We start from the raw sequence: 16,913 nt of genomic DNA, 5'->3' as shown, positions 1-16,913 counted from the left end.
CGCCCTGACGGGCGGTTGAATTTATTCTTCGGTTTTCTCGGTGGCTTCAGCTTCTTTTGCATTCTCAGCCTCGTTATCTTCGTCTCGCGTACGTCGCTTACCGACATAGAAACGGGAGAAGAAAACGCCCACTTCAAACAGGCAGTACATTGGTATTGCCAACAGCGTTTGCGAGAAGACATCTGGCGGGGTCAGTAACATCCCCACGACAAATGCACCGACAACAACGTATGGACGTTTCTTACGCAAGTCATCAGGCGTCGTAATACCCATCCAGCACAGCAGCACAATGGCAACAGGAACCTCAAAAGAGACCCCAAAAGCCATAAATAGCGCCATCACGAAGCTAAGGTAACTGGCAATATCTGTCGATACTTGTACGCCTTGCGGTGCCGTATTAGCAAGGAAACCAAAGGCTAACGGGAAGACGACAAAGTAGGCAAATGCCATACCGATATAGAACAGCAACGAACTGGAAACCAGTAATGGCACAACAAGGCGACGCTCATGCTTATACAAAGCAGGAGCAATAAACGCCCATACCTGATACAGGATCACTGGCGCTGAAAGGATCAGCGACACCATGAAAGTGAGTTTTATCGGGGTAAAAAACGGCGAGGCCACATCCGTGGCGATCATCGTCGCACCCTGCGGCATCTGTTTTATCAGCGGTGCCGCAACCATATGGTAAATGTCGTTGGCAAAATAAACCAACGCCAAAAAGATTACCATTACGGCAATAATGCAGTTCAGGAGTCGCTTACGCAGCTCAATAAGATGCGTGATGAGCGGTTGAGTATCTTCTACAGCCATGTTTACGGTTTATCACTCGACGATGGGGAGGATTCGACAACAGGCGCGGCGGTTTTCTTTTCAGCGTCCATCACTGTTTCGGACGCGGTTTCCGTCGATTCAGATGTCCTGGTACCCGTGGATTGCGGTTTTTGCTCCGGCGAGCTGGCCTGCGTTTCAGCGGAAGCAGGAGTAACCCCTTCATGCTGCGCTTCGCTATCTTTCACCACCGGATTATGGATAGTGTGCGCTTCATCGCTCGCTTTCTCAGGCTCGTTAACGCTGTAAGAACGCTTCATCGACTCTGCAGCTTCACGCAATTCATCCATCGATGCTTTCAGCTCCGGCGTCAGATTTGTCAGGCTCGCTTTCTCAACCTTCTTCAGGCTGTCCTGAAACTCCTGAAGCTTAAGCTCCTGGGTCAGTTCATTCTGAACAGTAGTTGCAAGGGAACGCAACGCACGAACCCAGCCCGCGACCGTTTTTACCGCAACCGGCAATCGTTGTGGCCCCAATACGATGAGGCCTATCACGAACACCAATAACAGTTCGCTAAAACCGATATCAAACACGGATTATACCTGCTCTTTATCGTGGCTTTTGGCGTCTTCTTTTTTCACTTCGCCCTGCTTATCGGTGATGGATTTAGCAGTAAAATCAGCGTCCTGACTGGATTTATCCTGCTTGGGTTCATCATCTCCCATCGCTTTCTTGAAGCCTTTAATAGACGCACCAAGATCGGAACCGATGGAGCCGAGTTTCTTGGTGCCGAATAGCAGCACAACGATGACGGCAATGATCAACAACTGCCAGATACTGATACCACCCATACATGTTCCTCTGTCATAGATGATGAATTAATAAGGCCGTAGTATACGTTACACGACCTGCCTTGAGCGATGAAAAATTCAGCGCATTTTGCGCCAGCCGATCAGCCAGGCAATGACGCCGCCCGCTATTAACCAACCAGGCATAAGCCCCCACTCAGGACGACTTACCAGCAAGAATGTCCCACTTAACAACAACGTCGCGCCAATACCCAATAAATAACGAGATTGTCCCTGACGGACGTGATTCGCATGAAGCTCGCGCGCAATCTTATCAACACTGTGCTGTAAATATTTGCCCTGGCGCAAACTGTCATACACCAGTTCAGGTATTTCTGGCATTTTTTCGACCCAGAACGGTGCTTTTTCTTTAAATGCCCTGACAAGGGCGGGAATTCCGACCTGCTCTTTAATCCAGGATTCAAGAAATGGCTTGGCCGTCTTCCACAAATCCAACTGCGGATAAAGCTGTCTCCCAACGCCTTCAACATACAGCAGTGTTTTCTGCAACAGCACCAGTTGGGGCTGGACTTCCATGTTAAATCGACGTGCCGTATTAAACAGATTCAGCAGCACGTGACCAAATGAAATCTCCGCCAGCGGCTTTTCAAATATCGGCTCGCAGACGGTACGAATAGCAAATTCAAATTCTTCGACGTTGGTATCCGGTGGAACCCAGCCAGAATCTACATGCAGCTCTGCAACCTTACGGTAGTCACGATTAAAGAACGCAATGAAGTTTTCAGCCAGATAGCGTTTATCTTCTTTATTTAATGAGCCAACAATCCCGCAATCTATGCCGATGTACTTTGGATTTTCAGGGTGTTCATAGCTGACAAAAATGTTGCCAGGATGCATATCGGCATGGAAAAAACTGTCACGGAATACCTGAGTAAAGAAGACCTGCACACCGCGCTCGGCCAACAACTTCATGTTGGTGCCGTTCTTCTCAAGCGTTGCAACATCCGAAACGGGGATACCGTAAATACGCTCCATCACCATCATGTTCTGACTGCAATAGTCGGAATACACTTCCGGGATGTACAGCATCGGGCTGTCTTCAAAATTGCGACGCAATTGAATAGCATTCGCCGATTCACGCAGCAAATTCAACTCATCAATTAATGTCTTCTCATATTCGCGAACCACTTCCGTCGGCCGCAAACGGCGACCGTCAGGCAGCAAGCGAGGAACCCAACGGGCAAGGCGATAGATCAGTTTTAAATCCGCTTTGATAACCGGCAGAATGTCCGGGCGAATAACCTTGATCACGACCTCTTTACCATTCGATTTCAGTCGGGCCGTGTGTACCTGTGCAATGGACGCAGATGCCAGTGGCTGGATCTCAAAATCATCAAACCATGCCTCAACGGGTAACCCACCCATTGCTTCTTCAATTTGCTGTTTTGCTCTTTGTCCATCAAAGGGGGCAACACGATCCTGCAACAGTGCCAGTTGATCGGCGATATGCGGAGGGAAAAGGTCACGACGGGTGGAGAGCATTTGACCAAACTTGATCCACACTGGCCCCAATTCTTGCAACGCCAGTCTCAGTCTCTCACCCAGTGGCTTTTCTTTATGCCGATTAGGCATCCAGAACAAGGTGTAACGCCACAACCGAAGCGGCAGCGTAATACGCATTTTGGGGATGAGTTCATCAAGACCGTAGCTTAAAAAAGTGCGAATGATGAAATAAAGGCGCCGTACTTCACCTGGCGTCATTTGACCTCCAGTTTTTCCAGCCGTTTGGCCAGAGATTCAACCGCACGCTCAACGGCTGCCGTTTCTTCCGCGAACCATGCAACCTCAAGCGGACCAGGAGCCATACGCCACTCTTCAGTGATCGCTTCGGCAACGTAACGCTGCTGACGTTGCATGGTGTGACACAGAAACTTCGCCCCACCACGCAGGGCTTTGCTGACCCCTTCCGCGACGATATCGCCGGTATAGGGCGCTAACAGTTCAGCAGGATCAAACTCTGCAAGGTCAGCCAGAGCGACAAAGTTCTGTACCACCTGAATATCGCCCTGAACTTCCAGCTCGCCGCTACGAATAAGGGTTGTGAGTTGCTGCCGGTCGCGTAATTTCGGTAAAACGCTGGCATGTGTGATCACGGTGCAATCGGCTTCGCCTTCCCAGGCCCCCAGCACATCGACCTGGCGCTCACTAAACACCAGGACTAACGGTGTCGAAAATCCTTTGAGATCCATACGCAGCACCTTGCTCTGCAGACGCGTTCGGGCTGATTTCAGCGCAGGCGAACGGTACAGAAAGGTGTTGAGTAGGTTTTCAACTCCTGCGGTCACTAAGGGTTTTAAAGGCATCCCCGATCTCCTGTCAGAACTTATAGCCACGGTGCAGCGCAACCACACCTGCTGTCAGGTTGTAGTAATCCACGCTTTCAAACCCGGCATCTTGCATCATCGCTTTTAAGGTGTCCTGATCGGGATGCATGCGGATGGACTCCGCCAGATAACGGTAGCTTTCTGCATCGTTGGCCACCATTGAACCAATACGTGGCAGAATATGGAAAGAGTAAGCATCATACGCTTTGCTCAGAGGTTCGATAATCGGTTTGGAAAACTCCAGCACCAGCAAGCGTCCACCGGGCTTCAATACCCGATACATGGATCGTAATGCTTTCTCTTTTTCCGTTACGTTACGCAGACCAAACGAAATCGTGATGCAGTCGAAGGTATTGTCAGGGAAAGGCAGTGCCTCAGCATTTGCCTGGACATACTCGACGTTACCAATCACACCGATATTGCGCAGCTTTTCGCGACCCATTTTGAGCATTGAGTCATTGATATCCGCCAGGACGACTTGACCGGTTTCACCAACCATGCGAGAAAATTTCGCCGTCAGATCTCCCGTACCACCCGCCAAATCCAGAACGGTTTGTCCGCGACGCACGCCACTACAGTCAATGGTGAAGCGCTTCCACAAACGATGAATGCCAAATGACATTAAATCATTCATAACGTCATATTTAGACGCCACAGAATGAAAAACGTGGGCCACCATGTCAGCTTTCTGCTCTTTAGCGACGGTCTGAAAGCCAAAGTGCGTCGTTTCTTGTGAATCTTCCACCATCTCAGTGCCTACTCATCAATAAAATGTTCGAGAAGTGTAACAGATTGGGCCAATTTGCCCTACCCTTCTGCCGGGTTCAACTACCCCAAACGGGCTAGTTCGATTGCTGATTTGCCGCCGCATTATCGGGATAAGCCTCATCCAGCTGCGCCTCCGGGACCGAGCGTAAGCGGTATTCTTCATCCTGAGTTGTGGCTTGTTCAGCCAGTTCAGGATTAATCTCGCGCTTAATTTCTACACCTAATCCACGAAACGCTTCTGCCTGCGACAGGACGTTTCCACGCCCTGAGGAGAGTTTTTTCATCGCCTGTCGGTAGCTGTCCTGCGCTTTGTCCAGACTCTGGCCGATCGCCGACATATCATCGATAAACAACCGCATTTTGTCATAAAGCTTGCTGGCCCGATCTGCAATCTGCTGCGCGTTACGGCTCTGGTGTTCATAACGCCACAGATTCGCGATAGTGCGCAATGCCACCAACAACGTAGTAGGGCTAACCAGCATAATGTTATTTTTGAGTGCTTCGGTTATCAGTTCGGGCTGTCTGTCCAGCGCAAGCAAAAAAGCAGGTTCAACGGGAATAAACATCAGTACATAGTCAAGCGTGCGTAACCCTGGGAGCTGTTGGTAATCTTTGCGTCCCAACAGACGAATATGGTTACGCACAGAGGCAATATGCTCCTGCAACGCGCTCTCCCGGGTGTAGTCATCTTCTGCATTAAAATAGCGCTCGTAGGCGACCAGCGTCATTTTAGCGTCGATAACCACGTCTTTTCCCTGTGGCAGTCTGACAATAACATCCGGTTGCATCCGTGAACGCGCGTCATTTTCAATACTGACCTGGGTTTCATATTCATAGCCTTCACGCAGACCGGAAGCCTCCAGCACTCGCGTGAGCACCACTTCTCCCCAGTTCCCCTGGGTCTTGTTATCCCCTTTCAACGCCCGCGTCAGGTTAACGGCTTCCTGCGCCATCTGCGCGTTCAATTGCTGGAGATTACGAATTTCGTGCGCCAGAGTGTGCCTTTCCTGCGCCTCTTTACCAAAGCTATCCTGAACCTGACGGCGAAAACCGTCCAGCTGTTCACGCAATGGCGTAAGCAAACTATTCAGGCTTTGCCGGTTTTGCTCGTCAACGCGGCGGTTGCTGTGCTCAAAAATACGGTTCGCAAGGTTTTCGAACTGCTCGCTCAGACGCTGTTCACTGTTGATCATCTGGCGAATTTTATCTTCAGCGTGCTGCTGCGTCGCTTCCAGACGGGTGGTGACTTCCCGGAGATCGGCTTCCAGAGAGGTGTTGATGCTGTGTAAGCTGCGTAACTCGTTATTGAGTAGCTCACACTCTTCTCGCCAGTGGGCTTCCTGCGAAAGCTGTTGCCGGGCGGCGCTCAGCGCAATATCCAACTCACGCCGTTCTTCGATGAGATCTGCTCGGATCTGATCGGCACGCGCTTTGGTCGCCAGCCAACCCACAAGCAGCCCTGCAGCCAACGCCACCACAGCACTCATCATAATTGAAATATCCACAACGCCCCCTTACAGCAACGACTTACCTGCACAAAATAGAATTGTGCTGTATAAACGTCCAGTTTAAAAGGAATTTCCTGCGAGGCACTACGCAAAATAAAAAGGCCGAACACGTCGGCCTTTTTACAAAGAAGGGTGTATTACAGCAGGCGACGCGCTGCTTCTACCACGATTTTCACCGCGTGGCTTTCCGTTTGCTTCATGGTTTCTGCATTCGGGATCTCTTGCTGAGTACGGTTGACGATAACACCAGCAACCATACCTGCACGCAGACCCTGACTTGCGCACATAGTCAGCAGCGTAGCGGATTCCATTTCATAGTTCATAACGCCCATGGACTGCCACTCTTCCATAGAACCTTTGAAACGGCTCACCACACGACCAGAGAAGGTGTCGTAACGCTCCTGGCCTGGGTAGAAGGTATCAGAAGAGGCAGTAACGCCCACGTGAGTAGTTGCACCGATAGATTTCGCTGCTTCAACCAGCGCGGTGGTGCATTCGAAGTCCGCAACAGCCGGGAATTCCATTGGCGCAAAGTGCAGGCTTGCACCGTCCAGGCGAACTGATGCCGTGGTTACCAGCACATCACCAACATTGATATGCGGCTGAATAGCACCAGTAGTGCCGATACGCAGGAAGGTACGAATGCCCAGTTGAGCCAGTTCTTCTACAGCGATAGAAGTAGATGGGCCGCCGATACCGGTGGAGCAGACGATCACTGCTTTACCATCCAGTTCTGCACGCCAGGTAGTGAATTCGCGATGAGATGCCAGCTTGACCGGCTTATCCATCAGCGCGGCGATCTTTTCCACACGCTCCGGGTCGCCAGGGACGATAGCGAGCTGGGCCCCTTGTAAATCGTTCTTAGTGAGGCCGAGATGAAAAACATCAGACTTAGACATAAAAAACTCCTCTGTGAATCGGTTTTGTCAGAAGAAGCAAAAAGACACTTTACCGAAGGCATAAACATATTTTCGTGACAGTCATCACCATGATGTAAATCAATTGCATTAATTTACCGTGAAAAAGTGACACACATCACATTAACTACTCATCATCGGGAAGCCTTGCACAAAAGATAGACCGTTTAAGGCAATGTGATTCGTTGCATGTGTCTATAGTTAACAATGCGCTTTTTTGCTGATTATTTAAGGGTACGGAGAATACCATGACAACAATACGACAATCTGGCTTTGCACCTGCTGCATCCCCACCCGCATCAACAACAGTTCACACACCGGATAACGCGATTATCGCAGGTGTAACGTCAATACCTTCTCAAGGCGATGATATGCCGGCGTATCACGCGCGGCCAAAACAGACTGATGGCCTGCTGCCCGTAGTCATCGTCGTGCAGGAAATATTTGGCATTCATGAACATATCCGTGATGTTTGCCGCCGACTTGCGCTGGAAGGGTATCTGGCTATCGCCCCGGAACTCTATTTTCGCGAGGGCGATCCAAATGATTTTGCAGATATCCCTACGCTACTGAGTGGCCTGGTAGCTAAAGTGCCTGACTCCCAGGTGCTGGCCGATCTGGACCACGTTGCCAGTTGGGCCTCCCGCAACGGCGGTGATGCACATCAACTGATGATCACCGGTTTTTGCTGGGGCGGTCGTATCGCCTGGCTGTATGCCGCTCACAATCCACAGCTCAAAGCGGCTGTGGCGTGGTACGGAAAACTGATTGGCGACAAAACCCTGAACTCACCTAAACACCCTGTCGATATCGCTACCGACCTGAATGCACCGGTATTGGGGCTTTACGGCGGTCAGGACTACAGCATTCCACAAGAGACTATCGAAACGATGCGTCAGGCATTACGCGCCGCGAATGCCAAAGCGGAAATCGTGGTCTATCCCGATGCCGGACACGCGTTTAACGCCGATTACCGTCCGAGCTATCACGAAGAGTCTGCAAAAGACGGCTGGCAAAGAATGCTGGAGTGGTTCGCACTTTATGGCGGGAAGAAATAACGTATTTTGCCGGGTAGTGGCTACGCCTTACCCGGCTTACAAAACATCTCATCAGAACAGAGGCTTGCACCTCCGTTTTTAATCTTACGCCTGACGCAGGTTCTGCGCGGCTTTGACCATGTTTGCCAGTGCGGCACGGGTTTCCGGCCAGCCGCGGGTTTTCAGACCGCAGTCCGGGTTCACCCATAGACGCTCTGCGGGGATACGTTGCTCAGCTTTCTTCAGCAGGGCTTCAATCCACTCGACACTTGGAACGTTCGGTGAGTGGATGTCGTACACGCCCGGTCCGATTTCATTCGGATAGTCAAATTCTTCGAATGACTCCAGCAGCTCCATGTCAGAACGTGAGGTTTCAATAGTGATCACGTCTGCGTCCAGCGCCGCAATCGAATCCATGATGTCGTTAAACTCGCAATAACACATATGAGTGTGGATTTGGGTTTCGTCCTTCGCCACCGCAGCATTAATGCGGAAAGCTTCCACGCCCCACTCCAGGTATGCTGCCCAGTCGCTGCGACGTAGTGGCAGACCTTCGCGCAATGCCGGTTCGTCAATCTGGATGATGCCAATGCCAGCGGCTTCCAGATCCGCGACTTCATCACGCAGCGCCAGCGCAATCTGTTTAGCGATAGTTTCACGAGTCACATCTTCACGTGGGAATGACCAGCAGAGAATAGTCACAGGGCCAGTCAGCATGCCTTTAACCGGTTTATCAGTCAGTGACTGTGCGTACTTCGCCCACTCAACGGTAATCGCTTCCGGACGGCTGACATCACCAATTACCACTGGCGGCTTCACGCAGCGAGAGCCGTAACTCTGTACCCAACCGTTCTGGGTGAAGACAAAGCCATCCAGATGCTCACCGAAATACTCCACCATGTCGTTACGCTCGGCTTCACCGTGTACCAGCACGTCGAGGCCTAAACGCTCCTGTTCTACAATGGCCTGTTTAATGTGCTCCGCAATGCCGGTGCGGTAGTTGTTGGCGTCAAGATTGCCTTTCTTGAAGTCCAGACGCAGGCCGCGAATTTCCGTGGTTTGCGGGAAGGAACCAATGGTCGTGGTCGGCCATGCCGGCAGGTTAAAGCGCGCACGCTGCGCTTCGGCACGTACCGGATAAGCATTGGTACGCTGGCTGTCCTGTGCAGTGATCGCAGCCAGACGTTTTTCAACGGCTGCATTATGTACACGGGTTGAATGGCGACGAGCCTGAATCGGCGCGCTCCACTCCTCCAGCGCGACGGTATCACCGCTGTTCAGCGCATCACGCAGCAGCGCCAGCTCACCGCATTTTTGCAGAGCGAAAGAAAACCAGCTCTTCACTTCAGCATCAAGGCGAGTCTCGACACTCAGATCAATTGGGCTGTGCAGCAGGGAACACGAAGAGGCTACCCACAGCGCACGTTTGCCGACAATGTCTTTAATCTGCGCATATTTCTCGGTTAAATCGGCACGCCAGACGTTGCGGCCATTCACCAGACCCGCAGAGAACAGCCAGTCAGCCGGCAAACGTTTGTGCAGTTCTGCCACGTCATCTTTACCATGGACCAGGTCAACATGCAGACCCTGTACCGGCAGTGCGGTGATGGTGTCGAGATTCGGGGTTACTCCTTCGAAATAGGTGGTCAACAGCAGCTTCACTTGTCCTGTGAGCGCGTCATACGCTGATTTGTAGGCATCCAGCCACTCCTGCGGCAGTTCCAGCACCAGTGCCGGTTCATCAATCTGCACCCACTCAATGCCACGTTGCGCCAGCTCAGTCAGCACCTGCTGGTAAACTGGCAGAATGTCTTTCAGCAGGCTCAGACGGTCAAACTGCTCGCCCTTCACTTTGCCCAGCCACAGGTAAGTCACAGGACCCAGCAGCACCGGTTTCACTTTGTGACCCAGCACCTGCGCTTCGTCAACTTCGTCCAGCAGTTGGGTCCAGGTCAGTTTGAACTCCTGACCTTTAGTGAACTCCGGCACCATGTAGTGATAGTTGGTATTAAACCATTTGGTCATTTCTGCCGCCGCCGCCGGTTGACCGGTCGGTGCACGGCCACGGCCAATGCGGAATAAGGTGTCGATGTCGACAGAGCCGTCTTTGTTCTGATGGCGGGCCGGGACGTTACCCAACAGCAAACTGGTGGTCAGGACGTGATCGTACCAGGCAAAGTCCCCCACCGGCAGCAGGTCAATACCCGCTTGCTTTTGTTGATCCCAGTGGCGGGCACGCAGCTCACGGCCTACTACCAGCAACTCTTCACGAGAGGAATTTCCCGCCCAGTAGCTTTCTTGTGCTTTTTTCAGCTCGCGGCGCAGGCCAACACGAGGGAAACCGAGGGTGTGATTAAGTATTGTCATTTTTCTTCCTCTAATTATATGTAAATCCTATAGATTTTGAATTTAGGGAAGGAGGCAAGTTTATTCATCCCTGAGAGCTTACTGAAGTAAGTAACCGAGGTGGAAAAACGCAGCCAACACACCATAAATTTAAAAGACGAAGGATTTTAGCCGTCCAGATGTTTACACATCCATAATGTAAAGGTACTGTGTATTCCTCAAGCGCAATTTGTTCATGCCGAGGTGAAGGACTTTCATGATCGAGATTAAACATCTGAAAACGCTGCAAGCGTTGCGGAATAGTGGTTCGCTGGCAGCCGCTGCAGCGACGCTGCATCAGACCCAATCCGCCCTGTCTCACCAGTTCAGCGATCTGGAGCAGCGTCTTGGCTTTCGACTATTTGTCCGCAAAAGTCAGCCTTTGCGCTTTACGCCGCAGGGCGAAATTTTGCTGCAACTGGCAAACCAGGTGCTGCCACAAATTGGTCGTGCGCTGCAGGCATGTAATGAGCCGCAGCAAACCCGGCTGCGTATCGCCATTGAGTGTCATAGCTGTATTCAGTGGTTGACCCCCGCGCTGGAGAATTTCCGCGCAAATTGGCCGCAAGTAGAGATGGATTTTAAATCCGGCGTGACGTTCGATCCGCAGCCGGCATTACAGCAGGATGAGCTGGATCTGGTAATGACGTCCGACATTCTGCCGCGTAGTGGCCTGCACTACTCACCGATGTTCGATTTTGAAGTGCGTCTGATCCTGGCACCCGATCACCCGCTGGCCAGCAAAACGCAGATCACGCCGGAAGATTTAGCCAGTGAGACTCTTCTCATTTATCCGGTACAGCGCAGTCGACTGGATGTCTGGCGTCATTTCCTGCAGCCTGCTGGCATTAGCCCGTCGTTGAAGAGCGTGGATAACACCCTGCTGTTGATTCAGATGGTTGCCGCCAGAATGGGTATCGCCGCCTTGCCGCACTGGGTAGTGGAGAGTTTTGAACGCCAGGGTCTGGTGGTGACCAAAACCCTGGGCGATGGATTGTGGAGTCGACTGTACGCCGCTGTACGCGACGGTGAGCAGCGCCAGCCAGTCACTGAAGCGTTTATTCGTTCAGCGCGGAATCACGCCTGCGATCACTTACCGTTTGTGCGGAGTGCGGAGCGACCCAATGCCGATGTACCCACAGTGAGGCCACTATCACAGCCGCACCAGTGATAAAGCTCGGCCAGTGAGGCTGTTGATGCCAGATTGCCAGGTTAACCAACAGTCCCGCAGGCACATGCATATTATTCATAATGCCCAGCGTACCCGCGTCCACCTGCGTCGCGCCATAGTTCCACATAAAGTAACCAATGCCAGATGCCGCCACCCCAAGAAACACCAGGATCCCCCACTGCAACGTGGTTTCAGGCATTTTTTGGGCATTCCCCAACATGAACCAGGCAACAATCGCCACCAGCAACGCCCCCATATAAAACCAGGCAAAGGCGTTGTGTTGTGGCATTGGACGAGTTTCCATCAGACGCTTGTAACCCACCATACCGATGGCAAAGCTAATGTTGGAAAGCTGCACCAGAAGCAGGCCGGTCCAGAAATGACTGGTCACCTGATCGTAACGAATAATCCCTGCACCAATCACCGCCAGTAACGCGCTGAACGCGTAACTCCAGCGTAAGCGGCGTCGGCTCATCAGGTCATAAATTAGCGTAATGTAGAGCGGCGTCAGGACAGTAAACAACAGTAACTCTGAAACCGTCAGATAGAGATAGGCACGGAAACTCAGCATATACATGATGCCAAGCTGCATGGCTCCCACCAACATGTACAGACCGATTGTTTTTACGCCGTGCCCACGGGTACGCAGAAACGGCAGGAATACCAGCGCCGCAAGCCCAACACGAACCAGTACCGCAAAATAGCTATCGACATGACCAGCAAGGTACTCGCCAAACAGGCTAAAAGAAAAGGCCCACAGAATCGTGGTAATGATGAGTAACGCCACAATGGATGTCTCTGAACAAAAGGTACACCCATTGTAGCGAAGAGTTTAGTTGACAACTGGTCAACTAAAGAACAATTACTTTAAAAAGAGATCGCGCAGATAGTGCGGCACGGCATCGTCGGCATTGAGACCAATCACATCCAGTTCCGGATGCAGATCTTTCAGGCGCTGATGCGCATTCCCCATAATGCAGCCTTTTCCTGCCATGGAGAGCATCTCTGCATCATTCATACCGTCGCCGAAGGCAATGCAGTCCTGAAGGCTGTAACCCATCGCTTTCGCTACCGCTTCCAGTGCATGGCCTTTCGAGACGCCGCCAGCCATCACTTCCAGGCAAGTGAGAGTGGAGAAACTGACGTTCACGCGATCGCCCCAGCGGGCATTAATCGCCTGCTCCAGCGGTAGCAGCCTTTCGTGTGAGTCGGTGGTGAAAAACACTTTGCTGATGCCTTCCGGCTCCAGTAGCGCAGGTTCAAACAGCGAGTAGTTAAATACCGCTTCTTTGAAAAAACGCATTTCATCCGGGCGATGGCGGTTCATAAACCACTCATCATCGCGATAAACGTTAGTCACGATGTCCGGATTTGCATTCACCACACCAAACAGGTCACTGGCAATGTCACGATCCAGGTTATGCGAGAACACCAGCTTTCCATCAGGATCATGCACACGCGCGCCGTTGGAGGTGATCATGTAGGATTTAATCCCCAGGTTATCGCGAATTTGCCCCACATCAACATGATGCCGACCGGTTGCGAACACAAAGTTGACACCACGAGCAGTCAGCAATTTCAGTGTCTCTTTGGCATAAGGGGACAGGGTATGGTCGGGGGAAAGCAATGTACCATCTAAATCAGACGCAACAACCTGATACATAAGAAAATTAAACCTCTAAGCAAAGCGATTTCCGCTGGATGAGTTATGCCTGTTGAAAAATTCAACAATGGCGTTGAGCGCGACTGAGCGCATTGCGTCCTTTTCAAAAAGGATCTCATGGTACGCGCCTTTTATGACAAGCGGCTGACCTCCTTCTACAGGATGGTCCGCTGCGGCGCGGAGTTCACAAAAACGATCGTGCATGCGGTTATCCACCACACGTTCTTCTTCAGCCTGAATTAGCAGCATTGGGGTAGCGTCATCTCCAGCTCCGGCCAGGACCTGCTCACCAGCCAGAATGCCTTCACGCACCCAGTGATAAGTGGGACCGCCGACACGCAGTTGCGGATCATCAGCATAGAAGCGCAAATTACGCCGATAGCGCTGTCGGCTATGGGTTAGCGAATTCATCCCAAACGGCAGTGCCCGCCAGCGACCGGTTCCCATAGCATAGCCTTCGCGAATGCGCGGGTGCCCCTCGGCCCAGTCAAGAATATGGCGCACCATCCAGTCAGGAAAACGCATCACAATACCAAACATTGGGGCGCAGAGCGCGATGGCATCACACTGATTAGGATGGCGCTGCAGGAACAGCGTTGCAATCGCACCGCCCATGGAATGCGCCAGTATGTAACGTTTTCTCCATGGACCTGGCTGTACTTCCTGCTGCCAGAAGGCGGCTAAATCGTCAACATAGTCATTAAAGTTATCCACATGACCACGATGCGGGTCCGATAACATCCGCCCGGAACGCCCTTGCCCGCGGTGATCGATAATGAGTATGTCAAAACCAGAATAAAACAGGTCATACGCCAGTTCAGCGTACTTCACGTAGCTTTCAATGCGCCCAGGACAGATAACGATCACACGATCGTTTTTTTCTGCACGAAAGCGGACGAAACGAACAGGGACATCATCTACGCCTGTAAACTCCGCTTCCTCCCGCTGATGCCAGAAATCTGTCAGTGGCCCCATGGAAAAAGCGGCAAACGCGTTTTCTCTTGTTTCCCAGTCTTTTTGCTGCTGAAACATCAGGTATCCAGCCTCGCTGACCAAGTAAAATCGTTTTTTTCGCCGTGTCTGACACAACGCAGCGACAGTAGCGTATTGTGGCATAAAAATAGACAATCCGGGAGTTTCTCATGACCTTTGAATGGTGGTTCGCCTACCTGCTGACCTCTATTATTTTGAGCTTGTCTCCGGGCTCAGGTGCAATCAATACCATGACTACCGCCATCAGCCACGGCTATCGGGGAGCAAGTGCATCGATTGCTGGTTTGCAAACCGGGCTGGGTATCCATATCGTGCTGGTTGGCGTTGGACTGGGAACGTTATTCTCACGTTCGGTTATCGCATTTGAGGTGTTGAAATGGGCGGGAGCGGCTTATCTGATTTGGCTGGGAATTCAACAATGGCGCGCTGCGGGCGCTATCGACCTGAACACCATGGCGAATTCACAATCACGCAGTCGCCTGTTCAAACGGGCCGTTTTTGTCAATCTGACTAACCCGAAGAGTATTGTGTTTCTCGCCGCACTGTTCCCCCAGTTCATTATGCCGCAGGAGCCTCAGTTAATGCAGTATGTCGTGCTTGGCATCACGACCATTGTGGTCGATGTGATAGTGATGATCGGTTACGCGACGCTGGCCACGCGCATTGCAGGCTGGATTAAAGGGCCAAAGCAAATGAAGGCGCTAAACAAAGTGTTTGGGTCACTGTTTATGCTGATAGGCGCCCTGTTGGCATCAGCTCGGCATGCGTAGCAAATGGAACAGTGCTCGCACTGAAATACTGACAGTCAGAACATCTGTACATGGCTTTTCGGGCATCGCCGCAAAGGGATAAAAGTCTTTTATTCTGCGCTATCAGGGGATTAATTGCTCATGCCAGAATTCAGCCACATTCACCTTTCACGGATGATGGACGATGGCGGAAGCAACGACACCACACGATGCTGTATTTAAGACCTTCCTCTCCCGCGTGGAAACCGCGCGGGACTTCATCGAACTTCATCTTCCTCCCTCATTACTCAAAATTTGCAAACTGGAAACGCTGCAACTTGAATCAGGTAGCTTTGTGGAGGACGATCTGCGTCCCTATTTCAGTGACATCCTCTATTCACTGGAAACCACCAGCGGCCATGGCTACGTACATGTGCTTATTGAGCATCAAAGCTCACCGGATAAATATATGTCGTTTCGACTGATGCGCTATGCAATCGCAGCCATGCAACGTCATCTGGAGGCAGGAAACGATACTCTACCGCTGGTTATTCCTGTTCTCTTTTACCATGGGAAGCAAACGCCCTGGCAAGGTTCAATGAACTGGCTGGATCACTTTGAGGATCCGGGTACCGCCCGTCAGCTTTACAGCACGCCATTTCCACTGGTGGATGTGACGATAATCCCCGATGATGAAATCATGCAGCATCGCAGTATGGCAGCACTGACATTAGTGCAAAAACATATTCGCCAGCGTGACATGGCGCAGTTGCTGGATAAACTTACCCGCCTGTTTATGCTGGAGAAGATGAGCGGACAACAAATAATCGTGCTGATAAACTACATGGTGCAAGCAGGGAATACACAAGATGTTCAGACATTACTGTATAAGCTGGCACAGCGCGTGCCGCAGCATGGAGACAAACTGATGACAATGGCGGATCAGCTAAAGCAAATTGGTCGCGAAGAGGGCAAACGTATTGCCATACTGGACATTGCAAAAGCAATGCTTAAGCGAGGTCTGGATATTGATGCAATTATGGAAATGACCGGCCTTTCGAAGGATGAATTACAGAAACTTGCGCAATAAACAGCTCTCCGCCTGGGTCTACCCAGGCGGGTAACCGAATTAACGCGAAATAATCAAATGGATACCAAAACCAGCGAACAACGCGCCAGCAAATCCATCAATCCACTTCGCCAGACGCTGATAGCCACGACGCATTTTCGGTAGCGCAAACAGGCTGGCGACCACGGTAAACCAGGCCAGCGTTTCTACGATTATCAGGGCAAAAATACCCCAGCGCGCGCCGGTACCTACGCTATCACCTACAAACAGCGAGAATACAGAGCCAAAATAGATAATGGCTTTAGGATTCGCCAGGTTGGTCAGCAGGCCTTTGATAAAGCTGCGTCCACTCTGTGCCAGCTCAACCTGCGGTGCGGGAGCAGCGACATCCTGTTTTTTAAACGCGCCACGCAGCATCTGGTAGCCCATCCAGCACAGATACAGACCGCCACCCACCATAATAATAGTGTGCAGCCAGGCCATTTTTTCGATGATCAGATGCAGACCGAGCAGCGCCACACCTGCCCAGACCATGACACCACAGGTGATGCCCAGCACGCCCATCATCGCTTCTTTACGCGAACGGCTGACGGCCGTTTGAGAAACAAAGAAAAAATCGGGGCCAGGGCTCATCAGCGCAACGATGTGTACCAACGCAACGGTAAAAAATAGCGTTAACATAAAATTGACTCGCGGGGGAATAGTTCAGT

General features: G+C 51.5%; 17 protein-coding genes. 4 read left to right on the top strand and 13 right to left on the bottom strand.

Features of this window, described 5'->3' with window-relative positions; translation table 11 throughout:
- Positions 1-21 precede the first annotated feature (21 nt).
- The 8 genes from tatC to udp all read right to left on the bottom strand — a co-directional run bounded on the left by tatC (position 22) and on the right by udp (position 7,139).
- Positions 22-813: a Sec-independent protein translocase subunit TatC gene (gene tatC / locus OH663_RS22100; protein ID WP_045449155.1), complete on the bottom strand. Its 792-nt coding sequence runs from the start codon at positions 811-813 to the stop codon at positions 22-24.
- A gap of 2 nt (positions 814-815) precedes the next feature.
- A complete protein-coding gene (gene tatB / locus OH663_RS22095) occupies positions 816-1,364 on the bottom strand; it encodes a Sec-independent protein translocase protein TatB (protein ID WP_045449154.1) in 549 nt (182 codons plus the stop codon).
- A 3-nt stretch (positions 1,365-1,367) separates the two neighbouring features.
- A complete protein-coding gene (gene tatA / locus OH663_RS22090) occupies positions 1,368-1,622 on the bottom strand; it encodes a Sec-independent protein translocase subunit TatA (RefSeq protein ID WP_045449152.1) in 255 nt (84 codons plus the stop codon).
- Between the two features lie 78 nt (positions 1,623-1,700).
- Complete coding sequence (gene ubiB / locus OH663_RS22085) at positions 1,701-3,341, bottom strand: ubiquinone biosynthesis regulatory protein kinase UbiB (protein WP_045449149.1); 1,641 nt, start codon at positions 3,339-3,341, stop codon at positions 1,701-1,703.
- Positions 3,338-3,943 (bottom strand): ubiquinone biosynthesis protein UbiJ, encoded by a 606-nt coding sequence (gene ubiJ / locus OH663_RS22080; RefSeq protein ID WP_200013159.1) that lies wholly within the window; start codon positions 3,941-3,943, stop codon positions 3,338-3,340. The genes ubiB and ubiJ overlap by 4 nt, the downstream gene beginning before the upstream one ends.
- A 13-nt stretch (positions 3,944-3,956) precedes the next feature.
- Positions 3,957-4,712: a bifunctional demethylmenaquinone methyltransferase/2-methoxy-6-polyprenyl-1,4-benzoquinol methylase UbiE gene (gene ubiE, locus OH663_RS22075; RefSeq protein WP_045449144.1), complete on the bottom strand. Its 756-nt coding sequence runs from the start codon at positions 4,710-4,712 to the stop codon at positions 3,957-3,959.
- A gap of 94 nt (positions 4,713-4,806) precedes the next feature.
- Entirely contained in the window at positions 4,807-6,237 is a 1,431-nt protein-coding gene (gene rmuC / locus OH663_RS22070) for a DNA recombination protein RmuC (RefSeq protein ID WP_200013158.1), read from the bottom strand.
- A gap of 140 nt (positions 6,238-6,377) precedes the next feature.
- Positions 6,378-7,139, bottom strand: a complete 762-nt coding sequence (gene udp / locus OH663_RS22065) for a uridine phosphorylase (RefSeq protein ID WP_006686084.1) — start codon at positions 7,137-7,139, stop codon at positions 6,378-6,380.
- A gap of 266 nt (positions 7,140-7,405) precedes the next feature.
- Between udp and OH663_RS22060 the strand changes: the two genes are divergently transcribed.
- Positions 7,406-8,215 (top strand): dienelactone hydrolase family protein, encoded by an 810-nt coding sequence (locus OH663_RS22060; protein WP_200013157.1) that lies wholly within the window; start codon positions 7,406-7,408, stop codon positions 8,213-8,215.
- An 84-nt stretch (positions 8,216-8,299) separates the two neighbouring features.
- Here the strand turns inward: OH663_RS22060 and metE are convergent, their stop codons facing one another.
- Positions 8,300-10,561 (bottom strand): 5-methyltetrahydropteroyltriglutamate--homocysteine S-methyltransferase, encoded by a 2,262-nt coding sequence (metE, locus tag OH663_RS22055; RefSeq protein WP_200013156.1) that lies wholly within the window; start codon positions 10,559-10,561, stop codon positions 8,300-8,302.
- 235 nt (positions 10,562-10,796) lie between these two features.
- On the opposite strand from metE, the gene metR reads away from it, so the two are divergent.
- The gene (gene metR, locus OH663_RS22050) at positions 10,797-11,750 is read left to right on the top strand and encodes an HTH-type transcriptional regulator MetR (protein WP_200042395.1); all 954 of its coding nucleotides are present in this window, start codon (positions 10,797-10,799) and stop codon (positions 11,748-11,750) included.
- Here metR and OH663_RS22045 read toward each other — a convergent pair.
- From OH663_RS22045 to pldB, 3 genes are all read right to left on the bottom strand, one after another.
- Positions 11,638-12,537 carry a carboxylate/amino acid/amine transporter gene (locus tag OH663_RS22045; RefSeq protein WP_045449135.1) on the bottom strand — a complete coding sequence of 300 codons (900 nt, stop codon included), beginning with the start codon at positions 12,535-12,537 and terminating at the stop codon, positions 11,638-11,640. The two genes, metR and OH663_RS22045, sit on opposite strands and share 113 nt — an antisense overlap.
- Before the next feature lie 75 nt (positions 12,538-12,612).
- Entirely contained in the window at positions 12,613-13,413 is an 801-nt protein-coding gene (gene yigL / locus OH663_RS22040) for a sugar/pyridoxal phosphate phosphatase YigL (RefSeq protein WP_045449133.1), read from the bottom strand.
- 15 nt (positions 13,414-13,428) lie between these two features.
- The gene (gene pldB / locus OH663_RS22035; RefSeq protein WP_045449131.1) at positions 13,429-14,445 is read right to left on the bottom strand and encodes a lysophospholipase L2; all 1,017 of its coding nucleotides are present in this window, start codon (positions 14,443-14,445) and stop codon (positions 13,429-13,431) included.
- Between the two features lie 110 nt (positions 14,446-14,555).
- On the opposite strand from pldB, the gene rhtB reads away from it, so the two are divergent.
- Both rhtB and OH663_RS22025 read left to right on the top strand, forming a co-directional pair.
- Entirely contained in the window at positions 14,556-15,176 is a 621-nt protein-coding gene (gene rhtB, locus OH663_RS22030; protein WP_045449129.1) for a homoserine/homoserine lactone efflux protein, read from the top strand.
- A 163-nt stretch (positions 15,177-15,339) separates the two neighbouring features.
- Positions 15,340-16,224 (top strand): Rpn family recombination-promoting nuclease/putative transposase, encoded by an 885-nt coding sequence (locus OH663_RS22025; protein WP_045449128.1) that lies wholly within the window; start codon positions 15,340-15,342, stop codon positions 16,222-16,224.
- A 39-nt stretch (positions 16,225-16,263) separates the two neighbouring features.
- On the opposite strand, the gene rhtC is transcribed toward OH663_RS22025, so the two are convergent.
- Positions 16,264-16,884: a threonine export protein RhtC gene (gene rhtC, locus OH663_RS22020; RefSeq protein WP_045449125.1), complete on the bottom strand. Its 621-nt coding sequence runs from the start codon at positions 16,882-16,884 to the stop codon at positions 16,264-16,266.
- Between the last annotated feature and the right edge of the window lie 29 nt (positions 16,885-16,913).

This window comes from Citrobacter sp. Marseille-Q5395, from assembly GCF_947057495.1.
GTDB lineage: Bacteria > Pseudomonadota > Gammaproteobacteria > Enterobacterales > Enterobacteriaceae > Citrobacter > Citrobacter murliniae.
The sequence above is the reverse complement of the archived record's forward strand: the minus strand, read 5'-3'. Positions and strand labels throughout refer to the sequence as shown.